Source organism: Collinsella sp. AM31-2AC (assembly GCF_003469285.1).
In the GTDB taxonomy this organism is placed as follows: Bacteria; Actinomycetota; Coriobacteriia; order Coriobacteriales; family Coriobacteriaceae; genus Collinsella; species Collinsella aerofaciens_AT.
Genome location: NZ_QSJB01000004.1, coordinates 13049 through 33589, shown reverse-complemented (window position 1 = coordinate 33589; position 20541 = coordinate 13049). Strand labels below are relative to the sequence as shown.

Genomic DNA, 20541 nt, shown 5'->3' with positions numbered 1-20541 from the left:
TGGCTGCATTAGGAGTATCATCGTCTGCGCAAATAAGCACGAAAGAGCATATTAGAGATTGAGAGCGTATGGCAGACACCGCATCTAAGCACATTGACATGACTACCGGCTCGCTGTGGCGCAATATTCCCCTGTTCGCCTTCCCCGTAGCCGCCACGAGCATCTTGGAGCAGCTGTCGAACCTCATCGCCACGGTCATCATCGGTAACTTCTCGGGCGACCAGGGAACCCTCGCCATGGCGGCGGTCGGCTCCAATGTTCCGCTTACCAGTCTTATGCTCAACCTTTTTATTGGCATGTCGCTTGGCTCCAACGTGGTCATCGCCAACGCTATCGGCCGCAATGATCAGAACATGGTCAAACGCGCCGTCCATACCTCGATTTTAATGGCGCTCGTGGGCTTTGTCGTCATCGCACTGGGCGAGATCTTTGCCGAGCCCATGCTCGCCGCGCTCAACGTGCCTGCCGAGACCATGCCGCTCGCTTCGCTCTACCTGCGCGTCTTTTTGCTCAGCATGCCCTCGATCTTGCTCTACAACTTTGAGGCCGCGATCTTCCGCTCCGTCGGCATCACCCGCATGCCGCTGCAGGCGCTCGCCGTGTCCACCGTCCTCAACATTGGCCTGGACCTCATCTTTGTCCCCGTGCTCCACTGGGGCGTCGCGGGCGTCGCCATCGCCACCGCCATCGCCTACACCGTCAGCGCCGCCACACTCTTTGTCCACCTGCTCAAGACCGACTCCGTCGTCCGCGTCACCCCACGCGACTTAGGCTTAGACCCCGTCGCCCTCAAGCGCATCGTCAAGATCGGCCTGCCCGCCGGCATCCAAAGCGCTGTCTTTGCCGTCGCCAACATCATCATCCAGTCCGCCATCAACAGCTTGGGCACCGAGGTCATGGCGGCATCAAGCGCCGCCATGAGCTTGGAGTACGTGTGCTACAACCTGCTCAACAGCTTTAGCCAGGCTTGCACCACCTTTGTGGGACAAAACCACGGTGCCCGCCAAATCGACCGCTGCACCAAGACGCTCAAGGTCTGCCTGATCGAAGGCGGTATCGTTGCACTCACCACGATTATCGTTATCGTCGGTCTGGGGCGCGAGATCCTATCGCTCTTTAACAGCGACCCCAACATCGTCTCGATCGGCTACATCCGCGTGTGTTCGATCTTCCCTGCCTACGCCTTTAGCATGTTCTACGAAAACATGTCCGGCTACCTGCGCGGCTTTGGCATCTCGCTCATGCCCGCCCTCATCACCATGATCTGCGTCTGCGGTATTCGCTTCTATTGGGTATTCTGCGTGTTCCCGCATTTCCGCACCTTTGCGAACATCATGATGGTCTACCCCATCAGCCTGGGCACCACGGCGTTCTTTATGGTCGTGGCGGTACTGCTCTGCCACCCGGCACGCACCTATCGCGCCGCCCAAGCCAAAGCGACAGCCCGCTAAACACCGCACTCAACGCCATGCCAGTCATTAATTGACAATATGCGAGCTCATATAGTCGATAAAGCGCCTCGTGGCGATAGGCATGGTGTCCCAGCTGCGCCAAGCCGCCACGACGTCGCGCGAGGGAGCATGCACGATGGGGCGCACACAAATATCGGCCCGCATGCCCTCGACGGTACGGCGGTAGAGCATGCTCACACCGAGGCCCTCCTCCACCATCGCCATAATGGTGTAGTCATCGGTGACCTCACTCGTCACATGCGGCGATAGCCCGTGCGCGGCAAACGCATCGAGTACCAGACTCTGTTCGCCCTCATCCAGCAGCACAAACGGTTCGGACGCCAGGTCGGCAAGCGTCACCTTTTCCTTTGCCGCCAGTGGATGGACGGCTGGCAACAGCGCCACCAGCTCGTCGTGATAGACCACGCGTTTCTCGAGCCCCTCGGTAAATCCACGCGCTGTAAAGCAAAAGTCGACCACGCCATCGTGCACCCACTGGGCATTGCGCGTGTAATCGCCCTGCTTGAGGGTAAAGCGCACGCCCGGATGCAGGGCCCCAAAGTCGCGGATCACGCGCGGCAGCACGGTACGGCTCACGTTGGTAAACGTCGCAATACGAATGTCGGTCGACGAAAGCCCTAGCAACTCCTGGCGCTTGCCCTCAAGCTCGGCCTCGGCCGTTACGATTTGGCGCAGATACGGCAGATACTGTTTGCCGTCGCGCGTAAGCGAGACGCCCTGCTTGCCGCGCTCGATAATCGTGGTGCCCAGCTCGCGCTCGAGCGCCTTGACGGCCTGGCTCACCGCGCTTTGCGTATAGCCCAGCTCGTCGGCGGCACGTTTCAGGCTGCCGCAATCGACCACCATACATACAATCTGATACCGCGATGCCATCGTGCCTCCACTTCGATGTAGCCGTAAAACGTTTTGCCAGGGTTTTTTCTTCCAACATTAGTATTTCTTAATCATACTGAAGATACATTCGCTTTACTACATCCATATCTGGGAGCAGAATCCTTTTTGCGAAACCGTTCTGTAACAAAAGGAGTCCCATGGATCGCAAAAAAGCAATCGCGCTCTCATTTTCCGTTCCCGTCGCATGGGGCTTTTCGTACCCCCTCATGAAGATCGGCATGGACAGCATGAACGCCACGAGCATCGTCGCGCTGCGCTGCATCATCGCCTTTGCGGCCTGCCTGCTGCTCTTCCACAAGCACGCGGTGCGCATCAACCGTGACCTGATGGTCCGCGCCGCCATCATCGGCGCCATCATGGCAACCGAGATCACCTGCATGTGCCTGGGCTCCAGCCTCACCTCCGCCTCCACCGCCGGCTTTTTGCAGAGCCTGACGGTCGTAATCGTGCCGTTTGCCAACGCGGCCCTGCTGCGTCGCGCTCCCGAGCGCAAGGTGCTCATCGGCACCGCCATCGTCACCTGCGGCATGTTGCTGCTCTCGGGCGCCGACTTTACCAGCCTGAATCCCGGCGCGATCATCATGCTGCTCTCGGCCTTTATCTATGCCGGCCACATTATCATCGCCAAGCGCTTTGTCGAAGAAGTCGATCCGCTGGCTCTGGGCGTTTGGCAGCTGGGCTTCGGCGGCTTGTTCTCGGGTATCGCCGCATTTACCTTTGGCGGCTTCACGCTTCCCAGCACGCCGAGCGAGATCGTCGTTATCGTTGCGCTCGCACTCATCTGCTCTGCCTACGGCTTTATCACCCAGACGCTCGTGCAGCCCCACGTACCTGCCGAAACCACTGGCTTCGCCTTCTCGCTCGAGCCGGTCTGCTCCGCCGTCTTCTCGTTTTTCCTGGTCGGCGAGGTCCTGAGCCCCATCGCCTTCCTTGGCGCTGCCCTCATCCTCACCGGCGTCATGGTGGCAACTGCCGATCTTCCGCGCCTTCGCGCACATGGGCATGCTCATATGGCGGCAGCGCCCGAGCACGTCTCGTAGACCCCACTCCTCATACAGCCGCGGCATAAAGGTCTCTGACGCCTTTACAATAGATGCCGACAAAGCATCTGCCCTAAAGGAGTTCCATGGACGCTGCAACTCGCGACCGCAACATAGCAACTTGGTTGGGCGATGCGCCGCAGCCGGTACGTAACGCTACGAACCAGCTGCTCGAGTGCATCGCCCTTCTGCGTGCCGAGCAGACCATCTACCCGGCACAAGACGACATCCTCAATGCCCTCGCCTACACGCCGGCCGACCAGGTCAAGGCCGTCATCCTGGGCCAAGACCCCTATCACGGGCCCAACCAGGCCATGGGGCTGTCGTTCTCGGTGCCTGCGACGCAAACCAAGTTGCCGCCGAGCCTGCGCAACATCTATAAGGAACTCAACGCCGATCTGGGCTGCCCCATTCCCGCCACGGGAGACCTAACCCCCTGGGCACAACAGGGCGTCCTGCTTCTCAACACGACGCTCACCGTGCGCGAACATGCCGCGAACTCGCACGCCAAGCTGGGCTGGAGCACGCTCACCGACTACGTTATCGAACGCTGCTGTCAGCTACCCCAGCCGGTCGTCTTTTTGGCATGGGGCCGCCTTGCCCAGCAGATGGTCGAGGGCAAGCTCGCCGCGACCGGCGCGGGCAAGGCAACCGGCAAGTTCTGCCTTGCTTCCACGCACCCCTCGCCGCTTTCGGCCAACCGTGCCACGGCAGAACTCCCCGCTTTTATGGGGTCGCGCCCCTTCTCGGCAGCCAATGAATTGCTCGAGCAAAACGGCAGCAGCCCCATCGACTGGGGCTGCCTCGCTTCATAACCTGCCTAGCCGGCGATCCAATATTGCGGATACTTATTGATATCAATGGGGTCGCCGAGCTCGCCGATATCGCTTATGGCCTCCATGCCCATCAGCGAGCGCAGGCAATTCTCACACTCCATGATGGGCTCATTTACGGCCTTATTGAGCACATCGAACGTCGGCGACTCAAACGTATCCATGTTGACGTTGCCGAACCACTTGCTCTCAACGTAGTCGGCCTCCTCGTCGTCTGTGGCAACCCCCACCATCTGACGAGACCACGTCTTGAGCAGCGGCTCGCGATCGGCCTCGGCAATATTGAGCGCCACGTTGCCGCCAAACGAGAACGGCATGCTCTCCATCCCGCCCAGCAACTCCGGCAGCAGACAGCCAGTAGGCAGCGTCACCGTCACGCCGCTGCAGCCCGCAAACGCACCGCTCTGGATGCCGACCACCTTATCGCACAGCTCAATCTCGATGAGGTTCGAGCAGTGCGAGAAGGCATTCGAGTCGATTACGGTCGGTCCCGTCAACACACTCGCTAAATCGGCACGCTCGATATCGGACGGCGCCGAGACCAGCGTGGCGGTACCGTCACCGCTGTCCTCGATCTTCCATTCATCGCTCTCGAACGCATCGCCGTCCGCCTGGATAACCGTAGAAGCCTCGACCAACGGCAGCCCCATCATGGTTCGCAGGCGATTCTCGGGCTCCAATAGGTTCTGAGCCATCTGCGCCCTAACCGCATCGGCCGTCGGCTCCGGACCCTCCCCCATGAACCAATCGGAAAGCATGCCAAATTCCACAACGCCATAATACGTGTCGTAGTCGTCGTAGCCAATGAGTCCGTAGACCCATGCATTGAGGTAGTCCTGCTCCATGCCGCTGGGCAACGACAGGTGAATGCGGCTGGCCTCTTCTTGGACATCGGTTGCGCCGTCCAAGAAGAAACCCACACCCGGCGATGGATAGCCCAGCGTCGCGATACCGGTACCGACGGTCAAGTTCGTAAAGGCGGCATCATTGCCAAACACCGATGACGCCAGGTAGTTTCGAGAGCCCGCACCCGTAGCTGCGTCGTAGTCGCCATTGGTATCCGCCACAAACGATGCACTCGCGAGCCTCGGGCAGTCCATGAATGCCTGGTCGCTGATTTCGATCGTTGCCGCGTGCACAGACGCCGAGACAAGATTCGTACAGCCTTCGAACGCCGACACGCCGACGTAGATATCGTTATCGGGAAGATCGATGTTCAGGTCGCCGGCGATGCCGGAATTCCTGAAGGCATAGCGATCGATATATGCCAGATTGGGAGCCGAAGCCCAATCGACATCCCACGCGCCTCCGGTCCCCTCAAAGGCACCAGGCAGGTCCTTGGCGCCAGACAAGGAATAGCCGCCAAAGATCTCAATCGTACTCGGCAGCAGCTCAATCGTACCGTTGAGCATCGAGGGCGCACCGAGCAGGATGCTTGGCTTGCCTTCCTCGTCGCCATCGTAATAGCCGTAGAGAAGGGGCGCGTCGTCGCTTTGGGCATCGCAAGCAAAATCGTAAATGCCGTCGACAGTGACAAAGCGGCTGTCGTAGCCCTGCAGCTCGCCATCGGGCGCATACCAGGTGCAGCCGGCCGGATTGGGATTCTCGGTCGTGGCAAAGACAGCCTTTTTAGCACGCGACGCCACAAAGCCCAGGCCCGTGCAGCCCTTAAAGACATCGGCACCCACCTCAATGCTATCGGGCGTGCCGATAAACACACCTTGAAGGTTTTGGCAGTTCTCAAACGCGTTACGGCCGATGGCACTCGTCTTCTCGCCCAGATTGACAAACCTGAGCTCCGCATCGCCCGAGAAAGCATACGGTGCGATGGAATCTACTTGGAGCTGCTTGCCGCCATCCGCAAGCAAGGTGCCGTCAAAGGTCGCGGACAGGTTGCCATCCTCATCGCCTACAGCGGACAGCAAAATCGTCTTGTCGGCGTTGGCATAATACAAGTATCCGTCTTGAGACAGGCTCATCTTAATCACGCGCGCATCGGGTGCACCGGCGGCAGCCTTGCGCTGTTCGACATACGCGACCTGCTCATCGGTTGCGCACACGATGGTCCGCACGGAACCGCCCTCAAGACTGCCGTCCTCGAGCGTCACCTTATCGTCAAACCACGGCATGAGTACCAGCGTGTCCACCGACGTGTTGCCCGCAAAGGCACCCTTCTTGATGGTGTTGGAAATCTGCACCAGGGCAATATTGGAACCCGTATCGAGCACATAGCACAGGTCGCTTTCGAGCTGCGAATTAATGTTGTACACCAGCCCCTGTGAGTACGTGAGCTGGACACTGGGGTTGGTCGCGGGCGACACGTATACGCCGTAGGCATTCTCTAGTTCGTCCGCGTGCTCGGTAATAAAATCGAGCAGCGCGGCATCGTCGACGACCAGGGTGCAGTCCTGCAGATTGCTCACGTCAATCTGGGGCAACTCGCCCTCTTTGGACGCGTGCAGAACAATACGATCGAGCTTATTGCGATCGGGAATGACGACATGGGCAATATCGGCGGGAACATCGAGCTCGCGCGTATGGTAGGGAACGCCCAGATACTCCTTGCCATCGCGAGAGGTCAAGATACCCTCATCCGTTGCGGCATAGACGGGGTTATCCGACGCGACACGGTAGGCATCGAGCACTTGAAAGCCCGCATTGACGTTGACGTAGTACACCGAGGACGGTAGCTCTAGATTGTTGATCTGCCACGTAAAGACTTCACGCTGACGACTGTCGGTATAGGTGTCGACCGCCTGCACACCCTGCGGAACGCTGAGCGTCTCGCCCCCGCCATCGACCGACACGACCGACTCATCCACATCGACAAGCGTCTGCAGGCGTGAGTTATTGAGGCTGGTAGGGTCGTCGTCAAAGCGATAGTCCTCGTCGAGAGCATAACCCTGAAAACGCACCTCGTAGGCGGGGTCGATGGACACGATGTCGCCGGGAACCACCACATGGCGACCGGGTGTCAGCGTGTAGAAATACGGGACGGCCGCCTCGTTCTCGCGCCACCCCAGCAACAAGGCATTGAGGTAGCCCTCCGAATCGACATGGCCCGCCTGCTTCATAAAGGCTTCTTGTGTGTTGACACCCAGCAGGTTCTCCTTGGAGCTCAGCGTGCTCCAAATCACGCTTCGCTGGCCCATCGAATCGGGCTGGCCGACCACAAACAGGCGCGACCGCGCCGGTTGGATGGTAACGTTACGCGTCGTCCACGCCGTATCCTGCGACAAGCGCAGCGAGACGCTTACCGTGAGCGGCTGGCTCGAGCACAGCGCCGGATTCTTCTCGCCCGCGGCATTGGTCCACGAGTCGATGCGGAGATACGGAAACGAGGCGAACTCGTCCTTGGTGCAGGCAAGATAGTAGAGGCCTTTGTCGTCACTCCAGTGGACATCCATGGCGCAGAACAGCGTCCAGGCGTCGAGCATCTGCCCATCGTAGATTGCATCCTCCATGGGTGAAATCTGCACCTCATGGGGATCGATCAATCCATTTGCACCGTTAAACTGCGTAAAGAACGTTGTGTCTCCCATGGGGGCACCCTTTTGGGGCGCGGGGTCCGCAAGAAGATACTTGTAGGAATTGGCCGTCGAGGTGGCCGAGCCGCCACTACCGCCGTTACCGCCCGAACCGTTTCCACCCGCACCGCCGCCGGCATTGCCGCCAGACGCTCCACCCCCATTAATGACGGGGACGTTCTGTCCCGCGCCCGAGCCGCCAGCGCCGCCCGCGCCGCTGCCCGAACCACCCGCAACTCCTACGCCCGTTCCATCGGCGCTGCCGGTAACGTTGTAGGCGGTCGTGCCGCTTTGCCCCGTCAGATTTACCTGTCCCTGCGCATTATCGAGCCGCGCCTGCTGCTCACGTGCGCTCGTGTCCCGGCTGTCGCTATCCTCGTCATGACGATTTGCCTCGGCATCCGTCGAGAGCGGACTGATCCGATACGCCTCGCCGGACTCCGCGTCACCGTGACTGTATGCAGCGATATACCCCGAAGGATCGAAGCTCAGATTACTCTGAGCCAACTCAAAGGCGACCGCGCCAAATACGCCGACCGCAGCAACCGAAACCGCCGCCGCCACAACGCGCGTTGCGGCCAAAGGCTTGGCGCGATACATATTTTTGGCGGCATGCTGAACGCGCGCGGACGCATTCCGCGGGCCTTTTAGTTTGGCCGACGCCGCGTTCTTGTGCGAAGCCATATGTTGAGGATATTTAGAAAACACGTAGACCTACTCCCTCTACAACGCGTGCAGCATGTAGCGGCGGAAGCGTTCAATAACAGTTTGCGGAGCCGGCATGCTCCGATGCAGGCGTTCGGTAAAACGTCGGAGCGTGCGCAACTCGTTCGGTTTAAGCTGGCGGCCACCAAACGCATAAGCTTGATGAAGTCGAATCGCTCGACGGTATTCCCACGGGTCAATCTGGGAGAACACTGCAGCAAAGGCATCCAGGCAATCGAGCGGCTTGGTCTCGTCAAAGGCGTCGAGACCGCTTTGGTTCATCACAAGGGCAAGATAGCCGTAGAGTGCCGGCACGCATATATCCTGCTCATCACTCTCGATAGCCCGCGTGCGCCGAGCGCGCAAGACAAACCTGCGAATGAACAGGGCGAGCAGGGCGGCAATCGCCGTGCCGATCAAACCGACCCCAACTTTGGCCACAACGGGGATGTTATACATTACCGGCACATCCTCGCGATGCTTATCCTCGGCCTGTCCTGCGACCGAGCCCGCATCGAGCGTCTTATCGTTGGCGCCGTTGCTCCATGCCTCGCCCACATCGATAATCTTATCGGCATCGAGCGTCTGGCTATAGTATCCAGGGGTGACCTCCACGGGCGTCCATCCCTGACCGTCAAGGTAGATCTCGGTCCACGCGTGCGCATCGGCAGCCGTCAAGTTGAGCGCCACGCCTGCCCCAACAGCAGCGGCCAGCTGATCATCTGCTGCCTGATAGCCCTCGACATAGCGCGCGGGAATTCCCTGAGATCGAAACGCAAGCGTCGCCGCCGTGGCAAAGTAGGCAGAGTTGCCCTCGTGCGCCGTGCCCAAGAACCACGCGACAAACGACGTCGCCCCGGTATAGGTTGGCGGGTTATCCGTCTGTCCCGCAAGCGAAGCCAACATCGTGCGCACGCGACTGATCACGGCTGTATCCGAAACAGTCGCCCCAGCATCCCAGCTGTCGCTCGAGAACAGGTATGCATCGATGGCATCCCGCTCCTCTTCGCGAACGTCCAAGTAATTATCGCGAACGAAAGCGGCGTACACCCGCTCGCTTTTTGCATAGTCGCTCTTGGAGGACGCCAGCCAGCTCGAATCTGCAATGACGTCATCCACCGGCACGTTATCGACAATCACGCGATACGCCTTAGACGGCAAAAGGTCCATGCTTAGCATCGTCGAGCCCGTCAACATTGCGTCGGCACCGCTCAGCGAGCGCAGCGTATAGGGAGCATAGGTGTATCTGCGGTTGGCGCCCGAGGCATTGACTGAAATCTCAACCGCCTCGACAGGCTCGCCACCCTCGCGCTCGGCCTCGGTGTCAAACGCGGCGCGCTGCTCGGCTACCGTCAAACCGTTCTGGCGCAGCCAATCACGCATGCCGGACCATTTGCCCTCGTAGGACATCCAGTCGCCGCGCCCCCAAGACATGCCATCAAACGTCGTGCCCACAAAACCCTTCATGAGTAGATCGTCGCCGAGCGTCTTGCTGGCGGCAAGCGACAGCGTCGTGGACTCGCCTTCGTTCATGTCCGCCGCTTGCGAAAGGTCGCCCTCGGGCAGCGAATCGTCCCCAAATCGAACGCCCTGGACTGCTCTGACGGCAGACGCCGACAGGGCGGACACCTCGGGAAGAGGCTGCACAAGGGCAACGATCAGCGCAAAGAGAACACCGCATGCGGCGCACAGGCCACCAAGACCAAAAAGAACCTGGGGCAAACCTACCGTAGAGCCCCGCAACTCGCCAGCACGGCACTGGACAAGCCAGCCCGCAACGCCCAGTGTCATAGATATCGCAGAATCACCAAGCTGCAGCGCCATGGAAGCCGAGCCGCAGATAACGATGATTAAGAGCGTGGGCCACGAAACGCTCAAGTTGGCAAAAAGCCAGGCGAGTGAGCCGGCAAACATGCCGGCGAGCACCGCCAGCGACACGGCTTCACACAGCAGACCGGCGTCTGCCACCAATGGAATATACAGCTCACAGATCGAGTTGACGCGAGCGATAACGGTATTGACGCACGCATAGAAGCCCCAGCGTGCCGAAGGAATCAAGAGCGCGCATAAAAGCGCTACGGACGCCGCAGCCAAGGCAATCCAGAGGGGAGCCTTTTTAGAAGCCATCAAAACGCCCAAAGCGCCCAGCGCAACGGCCACGCCAACGGCAACGGCCAGCATTATCCCCATGCACGTTGCACTCAGGCACCGAGCAATTGTGCAGCAGAAGCCCGCAGACAATAAAACCGCGGGAGCCACCGACAGGAACATGGCAACAACGCGACCATTCGAAGCGATGCGCTCCGTCGAGGTAAGAGTCACAAAGTTCATCTTAGAGCTCCAGACTCTTGATACGGGCCGAATCACTCGATACCGGGCAATGCGTGATGATGTAGTTGGCTCCGTGCTCGATGCTATACGACTCGACCGAATCCGACACATGGAGTACCGATAGATCGGTCAGACGGCCTATCTCGATATAGGCCTGTTCATCGACGCCCACCGTTACCAGCACCGTTTTGCCAATGCCCTTTGCTGCCACGAGCTTGGCATAGTGCTCGTGCGATGTTGGATAGGCAGGGCCAAGCGGCGTTGCCGTCAAAGCATCAAGCATCCTATTGAACCCACGTCGGTCATCAACGGAATAGACAGCCAAAGAGCCTTCGGGGGCAGCCACGACCACATGATGGTATCCCTGACGCATAAGCGCCAGCGATATCGATGCGGTAAAACCCAGCACCGCAGAAAGAACCTCAGCGTGGCTTGCGTGCTCAAAGTCGCACGCAAACGCACCAAACAAGATGGCAATAGCGTGGTCTTGTGAGCGCGAAGCCTCGCGCACCAGCATGTCGTCAAAACGCGTCGACAGCTTCCAGTGAATCGACTTAACGGCATCACCCTCGTGATAGGGCCTTATGTCAAAGACCTCGGAGGCATCTTGGCCGCTTCGATGGGGATCGTAGCTCGTGCCCTCAAGACCGGCAGAAGCACTTTGGTTAGGAACAACCTGGATGTCGAGCACCTCGGGATAGACCGTAAACAACCCATGAAAGTCTGCATTCTCGAGAGCAAGCGACGTAAAGCCCATCTCATCGACCAGGCGCGCGGTGTCAAGGGTAATCGTGTGCGCACCGCAGACGGTCGAATCGAGCTCCAGCTCAAACAAAGCGGGCCTGCCCGTCGCGGGGGCAAGACTTACGGGATAGACTGCCCGCGCTCCCGTCAGCTGGTTATAAACCGAAAACGACAGCTCCATACGACCGCGAAACATAAGCGGGCGATCCAGTGTGATGCGCAATACAAGAGGCGCGTTGACAACACACGACCGGGGAAGCTCAAAGCTAAGCTTGAGCAGGGCAACGCTCGAACGGCACGCCGCCACCGTAATCACGGGCATGGCGATCAACGCCGCGGCAGCAGCGAGCGCGGCCGCATTGGCGGTAAACACAAACGTGGCGAGCAGGAGCGCGACGGACACGATATAGGTAATCTTGTTGGCAATCATGGGCGTAACGTAGGACGCAAAAGGTAAACGATCCGCTACGAGCGGCCGCGAACCTGACCCATAGACGGGGCGGGAACGGCAGCGAGGATGCGGTCGAGGACGTCGGCGGCGCCAATCGATTCAATACGCGCCTGGGGGCGTAAAACGAGACGGTGGGCGCAAACAGCCTTAAATACCTCGCGCACGTCCTCGGGCACCACATAGTCGCGCTCACGAATCAATGCGCAGGCGCGCGCCATGCGGGTGAGCGCGATAATGCCGCGGGGGCTCACGCCCAGCTCGACAAGATCGTCATTACGGGTCTCCTCGCACAGGCGGACGATATAATCCAGCACCGTGTCGGCAACCTGTACATTGCCCAGGTAGTTTTGGATATCGAGCAGATCATCGCAGGCAACCATGGGCTTAATGTCGTCGAGCGGGTTGACATAGCGACGGGCCTTGAGGATATCGATCTGGTCCTGGCGCGACGGATAGCCAACGGACAGACGAACCATAAAGCGGTCGAGCTGGCTATCGGGCAGCAGCTGGGTGCCCGCCGAGCCCACCGGGTTCTCGGTTGCGATACACACAAAGGGACGCGGGACCTGATGTGTCTGCCCGTCGATAGTCACCGCGCGCTCTTCCATAACCTCGAGCAGGGCCGACTGCGTCTTTGCGCTGGTCCGGTTAATCTCGTCGCCCAGCAGCATGTTGCAGTTGACGGCACCCCACACAAAGCGAAACGTGCCGGTGTCGCGGTCGAACATCGTAAAGCCCGTAATGTCCGAGGGCAGCGTATCGGGCGTAAACTGCACGCGCTTAAAGTCCAGACCCAGTGCACGCGAAAGAGCCAGGGCCAGCGTCGTCTTGCCGGTACCGGGCACATCCTCCAACAGGATATGACCGCCGGCATAGATGGCCATGAGAGCCTTCTCAATCACATCGCGCTTGCCCAGCAGGGCGCGACTCACTTCGTTGATGATGCTGCTTGACTGTTCGACGATCACGGTTACTCATTTCCTCGGTAAGCTGCCTCTGCCGTCGCGGCCGCCAGCTGTGCTTTCAAAACGTTTAGGTCGATGGGCTTGCCCACATGTCCGTTCATGCCCGCGGCGCGCGAACGCTCAACGTCCTCGGTGTAGTCATTGGCGGAAAGCGCAATGATGGGAATGGCGCCGGCGTCCTCATGATTAAGTCCTCGAATCTGCTCCGCCGCTTCCCAACCGTTGAGCACGGGCATCTGAATATCCATGAGGATCGCATCGTACGTACCCGCGGGCATACTCCGAAATCGCTCAACGACCGCTTGGCCGTTCTCGGCACGATCGACCGCCGCGCCTCGTCTTGCCAGCAGCTCAATCACGATCATGGCATTGATTTCGTTATCCTCTGCCAACAGGAATCGCTTGCCCTCAAACTGATAGCTAAGCGACGAACCAAGGGAATCGGGAGCCGTCTCGAGCGTCCGCCCTTTGAGTTTAAGGTCCTCAACCTGCTCGGACGTGGCCAGGCGCAGCGGGATGTAGGCCGAAAACGTTGAGCCGCGACCGGGCTCGGTATCGACGACGATCTCGCCGCCCATCAGGTCGACGAGCGCGCTCGTAATGGCCATGCCCAGGCCCGTTCCGCCGTAGCGGCGCGCAATGGTGCGGTCCTCCTGCTCAAACGGCTTAAAGATTTTGCTGACGTAGCGAGGATCCATACCCTTGCCCGTGTCGCGCACGCGCAGCATATAGCTCACGCCGCCGTCTGCCTGGTACATCTCGCGCAGGGTTACGGTAACGCTGCCGCCCTGCTCGGTAAACTTGACCGCGTTGGATATAAAGTTGATGACGATCTGCGACAGGCGCATGCGATCGCCCACGACAAAAACGTTTTCGCAGTCCTCCAGATTGACCGAGTACGCAAGCCCTTTGTCGGCTGTCTGCGAGATAAACATGCGCTCAATCTCATCGGCAAACAGACGCATGTCAAACGGCGCATCGTCAAGGCGCACGCGCCCGCTGTTGAGGCGGCTCATATCGAGCATATCGTTGATAAGCGAAAGCAAGTAGGCCGAAAGCTGCGAGGCGCGAGACAAGTCGTCCATCAGGCGAGGCTCATCTGCATGATGCTCGCGGGCAAGCGAAATCATGCCCTCGATGCCATTGAGCGGCGTGCGGATCTCGTGGCTCATCTGGTTCATATAGTCCGTGCGCGCGTTGGCGGTCTCGACGGCGCGATCGCGCTCGGACTCCGCTTTGGCGATACGCTCGTTTTCGGTCGTCACATCGACTGCAGAAACCAGGTACTGCGTGCCGTCTTGAATGAGCGCAATCGTAAACCTAATGCTGAGCTGCGTTTTTTCTCCATGGGGCGCGTGGTAGGAGCACAGAAGGTTCAGCGGAGTCGCGTGATCCCAGTCCCTCACCTGTCGCTGTATGCGAACACGGTCGCTATCGGGAATAAAACGGTACAGCGTCTCGATGTCGTCGCCAATACGCTCGGGCGATACGCCAAAGACGCGTTCAAAATTTGGGGTGATATAGAGCGGAAGACAGTCGCTGGCACGCAAGACCAGCGCAACGTTGGGCCCTTGCTGCGCAAGCGCTTCTTCAAACAGTCGACGCGCTCGGTCCGCGTCGCGCTTCTCGTGTGAACCGAACAGCCCCAATATGCCCCCTTTTATATTTCGGGGTTTAGTCTACCAGCTCAAAGGCACTTTACAGAGATAATACCCAGCTAAAGTTAGCAATTAATGATGCAAAACGCGCCCGAGGCAACCTTGCCATCGGGCGCGTTTTGTTATTCAGGCCAGATAAACTGGGTGCGGCCGGCCTCGCCGCCATCGATCAGCAGGCTCTGCCCGGTCATAAACCGGTTGGTCACGCCCACAAAGTAGATCCACTCGGCAATCTCTTGGGCGGTGGCCCAACGCTTAAGCGGCGTGAGCTCCATAATCTGGTTCCACAGGTGCTCGTCTTCCATCACGCAACGGTTGAGCGGCGTGATAACGCCGCCCGGGTCCACACTGTTGGCGATGGCCTGCGGCGCCAGGCGATTTGCAAGGTTCTTGGTGTAGGCGATAACGCCGCCCTTGCTTGCGGCATAGGCGGGAAACTCCGATCCCGTATGCCCGCTCGCCGACCCCACATTGACCACGGATTTAATAGCCGGCGCCGGCTTGGCGGCGAGCCCCTCCCCCACAAAGGCGTAGCGCTCGGTCACGTTGATGGTGCCACACAGGTTGGCGGCGATGTCGTCAGCCGAATCCTGCACACCGGCAACGTTCACGATTACCTGGGGTTCAAGGTCGTCCGGAAACGCGTCCGGCTTGCGGACATCAACGATCAGATGGCGGTAGTGCTCGTGTTCGATCGCCGCCGGCAGCAGATCAAAGCCCACGACCTCGTGGCCCTCGTCCAAAAAGTGCTGCACGCACGCGGCTCCGATACCGCCTGAAGCGCCCGTGATCAAAACCCGCATACTTGCTCCTTAGGCGGTTGCGTGGCGCTCGAGGTACTCGGCGCCCACGTTCTCGCGCTCCCAGCCGCGCACGACCTTGTAGCCCACGGGGCTCAGGAAGACCTCGCACAGCAGCTCGGCGACGGCACCCGTCAGCGAGCACATAAGGACCTGTACCCAGGTCCAACCAAAGAACGTGTGGCTTACCACAATGGCAAAGACCAGGTTGTCGATAAACTGGCCAACGCCCGTGGACACATAGGAGCGGAAGGCAAAGCTCGCAAAGTTATTCTTTTTGAGCATACGGCCGAGCGACTGGTTGAGCGTGGAGTTAACCACGGCAGAAACGAGCATTGCCAGCGAAGAGCCCAGCACCACGTACCAGGTGCCGCCGATGGTGGCGTTAAGGGCATTGTTGACCTCGATCATGCCCGTATCGTAGTACGCGCCCCACATGCCGGGCGTGAGCGAGCACGCCCAAAAGCACAGGCTCACGGCAAGGTTGACCGCCAGTGCGAGGATAGAGATTTTGATGGATGCCTTGGCGCCAAAGCGCTTGCAGATCATGTCCTGGCACAAAAACGAAACCCAGCTCACCACAAAGCCGCAGTCGAGTGCCAGATACGGCAGGCTGATAAGCTCTTTGTTGGCCAGCAGGTTCATCATGATGACGCTCACGAAAAACAGCGAAACCGTTGCCGCGGGAATGCTCCGCAACAGGACCTTATAGTCCTCCATGACCTTCTTGATCATTGTGTACTCCTTTGGTTTTAGGTTTAACGAGCAGGATATCGGACCCGAACTGCTCGGACGCCCCGGTCTTGAGACGACGGTGGGTATGATAGCCGCTCACACGGCATCAGGCAAGCAAACGGCGCGGCAGCCCCGCAGGACCACCGCGCCGATGCGTTAAAAGGCTACGTTGCCAAACTCCGACAGGATAAGGTCGGGGTTGTGGTCGGTTGCCCAATCCACGTTCCACGGGCTCGTGAACAGCAGCAGCTTGCCGCCGCGCATGTCCTCGACGCGCAGCGTGTCGCGCGTGAGCGAAAGGCCCGGGATATCGATGGTGTCGGGGTCGTTCTGGATCCAGCGGATGTCCGTATAGGGCAGCGGCTGGCGACGAACCTCAACACGGTACTCGGCCTTAAGGCGGCGCTCGAGCACCTCAAACTGCAGTACGCCGACCACGCCCACGATGACGCTCTCCATGCCGGCACCCAGCTCGCGGAAGATCTGGATGGCGCCCTCCTGGGCAAGTTCCTCCATGCCCTTGACGAACTGCTTGCGCTTGAGCGTGTCGACCTGTGTAATGCGAGCGAACATCTCGGGGGCAAACGTCGGGATCTGCGGATACTGCACGTGGCGCTTGCCGGAGCACACGGTGTCGCCGATGCTAAAGATACCCGGATCGAACAGGCCCACGATATCGCCCGCGTACGCCTCGTCCACGATGGCGCGGTCGTCGGCCATCATCGACGTGCCCGTGGCAAGCTTAAGCTTGCGGTTGCCCTGCATATGGAAGGCGTCCATGCCGCGCTCGAACTTGCCCGAGCAAATGCGCACAAAGGCAATGCGGTCGCGGTGGTTCTTGTCCATGTTGGCCTGGATCTTAAACACGAAGCCGCTAAAGTCGTTCTCGGCGGGCGCGACCGGCTCGCTGGTGAGCGTATCGGTATAGGCGCGCGGCGTCGGGGCCAGACGCAGGAACTCTTTAAGGAAGGGCTCCACGCCAAAGTTGGTGAGCGCCGAGCCGAAGAACGCCGGGCTCAGCTTGCCGCAGGCCACGGCATCCAGGTCGAGCTCGTCGCCGGCGCCATCGAGCAGCTCGATGTCGTCCATCAGGTTCTTGTGGTTCTCCTCGCCAATAAGCTCGTCCATGGCCGGATCGCCCAGCTCGGCCTCGACCTCGGCGACCTTCTTGGTGGCGTTGGCATGACCGTCGCCCTCAAAGGCGATAACGCGACGGGTCTGGCGATCGAACACGCCGCGGAAGTTGCGGCCGCTGCCGATCGGCCAGTTCATGGGATACGTATTGATGCCCAGGACGTTCTCGATCTCTTCCATAAGCTCAAAGGGGTCGCGGGCTTCGTGGTCGAGCTTGTTCACAAAGGTGAAGATGGGAATATGGCGCAGCGTGCAGACCTTAAAGAGCTTTTTGGTCTGGGCCTCGACGCCCTTAGCGCCGTCGATGACCATGACCGCGGCGTCGGCGGCCATAAGGGTACGGTAGGTATCCTCCGAGAAGTCCTGGTGACCAGGGGTATCGAGGATGTTGACGCAGGCGCCGTTATAGGTGAACTGCAGTACCGAGGAGGTAACGGAAATACCGCGCTCCTTCTCGATGTCCATCCAGTCCGAGACGGCATGCTTGGCCGAGCTCTTGCCCTTAACCGAGCCGGCAGTCTGGATGCTGCCGGTATAGAGCAGCAGCTTCTCGGTAAGCGTGGTCTTACCGGCGTCCGGGTGGCTGATGATCGCGAATGTGCGGCGCGACGAGATTTCATCCGACAGGCTTGCCATGCGGATCCTTTCTTGCATTGAGTGCATTACGTCGTTGTAACCGCACCATTGTAGCCGCGAAACCCCGCCATAGGGCACCTATCAGGACAAATTCATTAGCCGAGCTCGCTGTGCACCGGGCAGCCGCCTCAAGGATCGTCTCAATCTGTAACATCTAGCCGCCAAAATCGACTCCAGATGTTACAGATTAAGACGAACAGCAGGGAAGATCGACGCCGTCTCAATCTCTTTCTCAATCTGTAACAGGAAGACGGGTTTTGAGCCTCCACCTGTTACAGATCGAGATAAACAAGCAGGCGGGCAACCAATGTCTCAATCTGTAACAGATAGCCGCCAAAATCGGGGCTAAGTGTTACAGATTGAGACAAACAGGCAGGAAGGTCGGGGCTGTCTCAATCTGTAACATCCAGCTGCCAAAATCGACTCCAGATGTTACAGATCGAGACAAACGAACGAAGGGACAGACGAGCCCACATTTCCTCTTGCATAACTGTGCATAGTGTATATATACTGTGCTTACCGGTTATATACACGTGTAGCCCAACAGCTAAGGAGCCGCTGTGGACATCATCCTATCCAATTCGAGCGACAAGCCCATCTACGAGCAAATAGCCTCGCAAGTCAAAGCTCAGATCCTTTCGGGCACGCTCGCGGCGGGAGCCAAACTCCCCAGCATCCGCGCGCTCGCGAGCGATCTTGGCGTGAGCGTCATCACCACCAAGCGCGCCTACGCCGACCTGGAGCAGCTCGGGTTTATCTGCACCGTGCAGGGCAAGGGCTGTTTTGTCGCCGAGGGCAACCAGGAGCTCTTGCGCGAAAACCAGCTCTGCCATATCGAAGAACTGCTTGCGAAAGCGGCGAGCCAAGCCGAAGCCCTGGGCGTTACGCGCGACAAGCTGCACGAGATGCTCGACCTGATAGCCCCCGAAACCATGCAGTAGCCATCTGCAAGAAAGGCTATACCATGCAAAACCTTCTAGAACTCAAAGGCATCTCACGCCGTGTGAGCGACCGTTTTTCACTGCGAGACGTCACACTTGCCGTGGAGCCCGGCCAGATCGTTGGCTTTGTGGGCGCAAATGGCGCCGGCAAGACGACGACCATTCGCGCCGCGCTCGGGCTTATAAAGCTCGATGCCGGCGAGGCGCATCTGCTTGGACAGCGCTGCGACGCCAACGCGCCCGACGAGGCACAGCGCCACCTGCGCTCCCGCGTCGGCCTTGTCCTGGACACATGCCCCTTCCCCTCCACGCTCAAGGTGGGCCAGGTCGAGAGGCTCGTAGGCCCGGCGTACCCCACGTGGAGCTGCGAAACGTTCGCCGGATTCATCGACCGATTTGGCCTCGATCCCAAGACGAAGGTCAAGGACCTCTCCCGCGGCATGGGCATGAAGTTGCAGCTTGCCTGCGCACTCAGTCACAATGCCAAGCTGCTCGTTTTGGACGAAGCCACCGCAGGCCTTGATCCCATGGCGCGCGAGGAACTGCTCGACGAGCTGCTTGCCTTTGTCGCCGACGGCCAGCGCAGCGTGCTGCTCTCGAGCCACATTACGTCCGACCTCGATCACACCGCCGACCGCGTCATCTGCATCGATAACGGCTCGATTGTGTTTGACCTGCCGCGCGAGGACATTACTGACCGTGCTGGCATCGCTCACTGCACTCAGGCACAGGCCGCCGAGCTTATGGCTTGCGTCGAAGACGCCCGCGCCGCCCACCACGCCTACAGCGTAGACGTGCTCGTGCCCAACCGTCGCGAAGCGCTCGAGGCCTTCCCCGAGATTCCCTGCGATCGGGCAACCATTGATGGCTATCTTCGCCTCATACTGAAAGGGGCTTCGAAATGAAACGAGCCTTTATGTCCGAGCTCGCCATCGTTCGCACGCTTGTCCCGAGCATTGCGGGCGTCGGCTTGTTCATCTTCGTCGTGCTGACCCTCGCCAACGCATCGGATGGCGATTCCGGTATAAGCGCCGGTGCCGGCGCCGTCAGTGCCATGTCGCCCATCATATTCATGAGCTCACTGGCCGGTTTCGACAATCAAAACGGTTGGGAGCGTTATCGGGCAACGCTGCCCTTCTCGCGCAAAGACATCATCTGCGCACGCTACCTGAGCGTTATTGTCTTCTCCGCCGTCATGGCATGTGCAGCCACGCTTTTGAGTATCGTCGCCATCCCGCTCTTCAGCAGCGCGGGCATTCCTTCGACGGGACAGACGGTCTTTGAAATCGCAATCGCCTCGGCAGCATCGATGCTCATCTCCCTCATGATGGTGTTCCTGGCACAGCCGCTGTTCTTTCGATTTGGACACATGGAGGCGCTACGCCTATCCGTTGGCCTGTTTGCCCTGCTTGGTTGCGGCACCATGGCCACGCTGAGCTCCTCCAACCCCATCAGCAACTGGCTCATGTCGATTGCCGGAGCGAATCCCGACCCTGCCGTTCTTGGCTGCCTGTGCGCAGGAATTGCCGTACTGGCCCTCGTGCTCTTTGCACTGAGTTGCGCCATCAGTACCAAGGTCTATCGAGCACGCGACCTGTAGGCAAGCGCGGTATCATCGGGCATGCACCGTAGGTCTGGCGCGGTCTGTTTTGGGAAGGCGCTCAACCCGTGTCGT

General features: G+C 59.4%; 15 protein-coding genes. 6 read left to right on the top strand and 9 right to left on the bottom strand.

The genetic code is table 11. The features are described 5' to 3' along the window. Positions 1 to 68 precede the first annotated feature (68 nt). Positions 69 to 1451: an MATE family efflux transporter gene (locus DW796_RS02540; protein ID WP_118094176.1), complete on the top strand. Its 1383-nt coding sequence runs from the start codon at positions 69 to 71 to the stop codon at positions 1449 to 1451. Positions 1452 to 1478: 27 nt separating this feature from the next. On the opposite strand, the gene DW796_RS02535 is transcribed toward DW796_RS02540, so the two are convergent. Then, positions 1479 to 2345 carry a LysR family transcriptional regulator gene (locus tag DW796_RS02535; RefSeq protein WP_118094175.1) on the bottom strand — a complete coding sequence of 289 codons (867 nt, stop codon included), beginning with the start codon at positions 2343 to 2345 and terminating at the stop codon, positions 1479 to 1481. 158 nt (positions 2346 to 2503) lie between these two features. On the opposite strand from DW796_RS02535, the gene DW796_RS02530 reads away from it, so the two are divergent. Next, positions 2504 to 3406 (top strand): DMT family transporter, encoded by a 903-nt coding sequence (locus DW796_RS02530; RefSeq protein ID WP_118094174.1) that lies wholly within the window; start codon positions 2504 to 2506, stop codon positions 3404 to 3406. Between the two features lie 86 nt (positions 3407 to 3492). Next, entirely contained in the window at positions 3493 to 4221 is a 729-nt protein-coding gene (locus DW796_RS02525) for a uracil-DNA glycosylase (protein WP_118094173.1), read from the top strand. Between the two features lie 5 nt (positions 4222 to 4226). Here DW796_RS02525 and DW796_RS10755 read toward each other — a convergent pair whose 3' ends face one another. The 8 genes from DW796_RS10755 to DW796_RS02485 all read right to left on the bottom strand — a co-directional run bounded on the left by DW796_RS10755 (position 4227) and on the right by DW796_RS02485 (position 17925). Next, on the bottom strand, positions 4227 to 8348 hold the full coding sequence (locus tag DW796_RS10755; protein ID WP_158567671.1) for a leucine-rich repeat protein: 4122 nt from the start codon (positions 8346 to 8348) through the stop codon (positions 4227 to 4229). 141 nt (positions 8349 to 8489) lie between these two features. After that, positions 8490 to 10802 (bottom strand): transglutaminase domain-containing protein, encoded by a 2313-nt coding sequence (locus tag DW796_RS02515; protein ID WP_158567670.1) that lies wholly within the window; start codon positions 10800 to 10802, stop codon positions 8490 to 8492. A 1-nt stretch (position 10803) separates the two neighbouring features. Continuing rightward, a complete protein-coding gene (locus DW796_RS02510) occupies positions 10804 to 11976 on the bottom strand; it encodes a DUF58 domain-containing protein (RefSeq protein WP_118094170.1) in 1173 nt (390 codons plus the stop codon). Positions 11977 to 12011: 35 nt separating this feature from the next. After that, positions 12012 to 12965, bottom strand: coding sequence for a MoxR family ATPase (locus DW796_RS02505; protein ID WP_118094169.1), 954 nt, complete (start codon positions 12963 to 12965; stop codon positions 12012 to 12014). A 2-nt stretch (positions 12966 to 12967) separates the two neighbouring features. Next, the gene (locus DW796_RS02500) at positions 12968 to 14611 is read right to left on the bottom strand and encodes an ATP-binding protein (protein WP_118094168.1); all 1644 of its coding nucleotides are present in this window, start codon (positions 14609 to 14611) and stop codon (positions 12968 to 12970) included. Positions 14612 to 14742: 131 nt separating this feature from the next. After that, a complete protein-coding gene (locus tag DW796_RS02495; protein ID WP_118094167.1) occupies positions 14743 to 15423 on the bottom strand; it encodes an SDR family NAD(P)-dependent oxidoreductase in 681 nt (226 codons plus the stop codon). Between the two features lie 9 nt (positions 15424 to 15432). Beyond that, a complete protein-coding gene (locus DW796_RS02490; RefSeq protein ID WP_233539641.1) occupies positions 15433 to 16155 on the bottom strand; it encodes a VUT family protein in 723 nt (240 codons plus the stop codon). Between the two features lie 156 nt (positions 16156 to 16311). Next, on the bottom strand, positions 16312 to 17925 hold the full coding sequence (locus DW796_RS02485) for a peptide chain release factor 3 (RefSeq protein ID WP_117563565.1): 1614 nt from the start codon (positions 17923 to 17925) through the stop codon (positions 16312 to 16314). Positions 17926 to 18485: 560 nt separating this feature from the next. Here DW796_RS02485 and DW796_RS02480 point away from each other — a divergent pair. The 3 genes from DW796_RS02480 to DW796_RS02470 are packed head-to-tail and all read left to right on the top strand — an operon-like array spanning position 18486 to position 20466. After that, entirely contained in the window at positions 18486 to 18866 is a 381-nt protein-coding gene (locus DW796_RS02480) for a GntR family transcriptional regulator (RefSeq protein WP_118094166.1), read from the top strand. A 23-nt stretch (positions 18867 to 18889) separates the two neighbouring features. Continuing rightward, positions 18890 to 19771, top strand: coding sequence for an ABC transporter ATP-binding protein (locus DW796_RS02475; RefSeq protein WP_118094165.1), 882 nt, complete (start codon positions 18890 to 18892; stop codon positions 19769 to 19771). Further along, positions 19768 to 20466: an ABC-2 transporter permease gene (locus DW796_RS02470; RefSeq protein WP_118094164.1), complete on the top strand. Its 699-nt coding sequence runs from the start codon at positions 19768 to 19770 to the stop codon at positions 20464 to 20466. The genes DW796_RS02475 and DW796_RS02470 overlap by 4 nt, the downstream gene beginning before the upstream one ends. The last annotated feature ends 75 nt before the right edge of the window (positions 20467 to 20541 follow it).

Excerpts from the sequence above, each read along its gene's own strand:
- DW796_RS02535 (WP_118094175.1), bottom strand. The coding sequence starts at position 2,345 with ATGGCATCGCGGTATCAGATTGTATGTATGGTGGTCGATTGCGGCAGC.
- DW796_RS02515 (WP_158567670.1), bottom strand. The coding sequence starts at position 10,802 with ATGAACTTTGTGACTCTTACCTCGACGGAGCGCATCGCTTCGAATGGT.
- DW796_RS02490 (WP_233539641.1), bottom strand. The coding sequence starts at position 16,155 with ATGATCAAGAAGGTCATGGAGGACTATAAGGTCCTGTTGCGGAGCATT.
- DW796_RS02470 (WP_118094164.1), top strand. The coding sequence starts at position 19,768 with ATGAAACGAGCCTTTATGTCCGAGCTCGCCATCGTTCGCACGCTTGTC.
- DW796_RS02485 (WP_117563565.1), bottom strand. The coding sequence starts at position 17,925 with ATGGCAAGCCTGTCGGATGAAATCTCGTCGCGCCGCACATTCGCGATC.
- DW796_RS02495 (WP_118094167.1), bottom strand. The coding sequence starts at position 15,423 with ATGCGGGTTTTGATCACGGGCGCTTCAGGCGGTATCGGAGCCGCGTGC.
- DW796_RS02525 (WP_118094173.1), top strand. The coding sequence starts at position 3,493 with ATGGACGCTGCAACTCGCGACCGCAACATAGCAACTTGGTTGGGCGAT.
- DW796_RS02475 (WP_118094165.1), top strand. The coding sequence starts at position 18,890 with ATGCAAAACCTTCTAGAACTCAAAGGCATCTCACGCCGTGTGAGCGAC.
- DW796_RS02540 (WP_118094176.1), top strand. The coding sequence starts at position 69 with ATGGCAGACACCGCATCTAAGCACATTGACATGACTACCGGCTCGCTG.
- DW796_RS02530 (WP_118094174.1), top strand. The coding sequence starts at position 2,504 with ATGGATCGCAAAAAAGCAATCGCGCTCTCATTTTCCGTTCCCGTCGCA.
- DW796_RS02510 (WP_118094170.1), bottom strand. The coding sequence starts at position 11,976 with ATGATTGCCAACAAGATTACCTATATCGTGTCCGTCGCGCTCCTGCTC.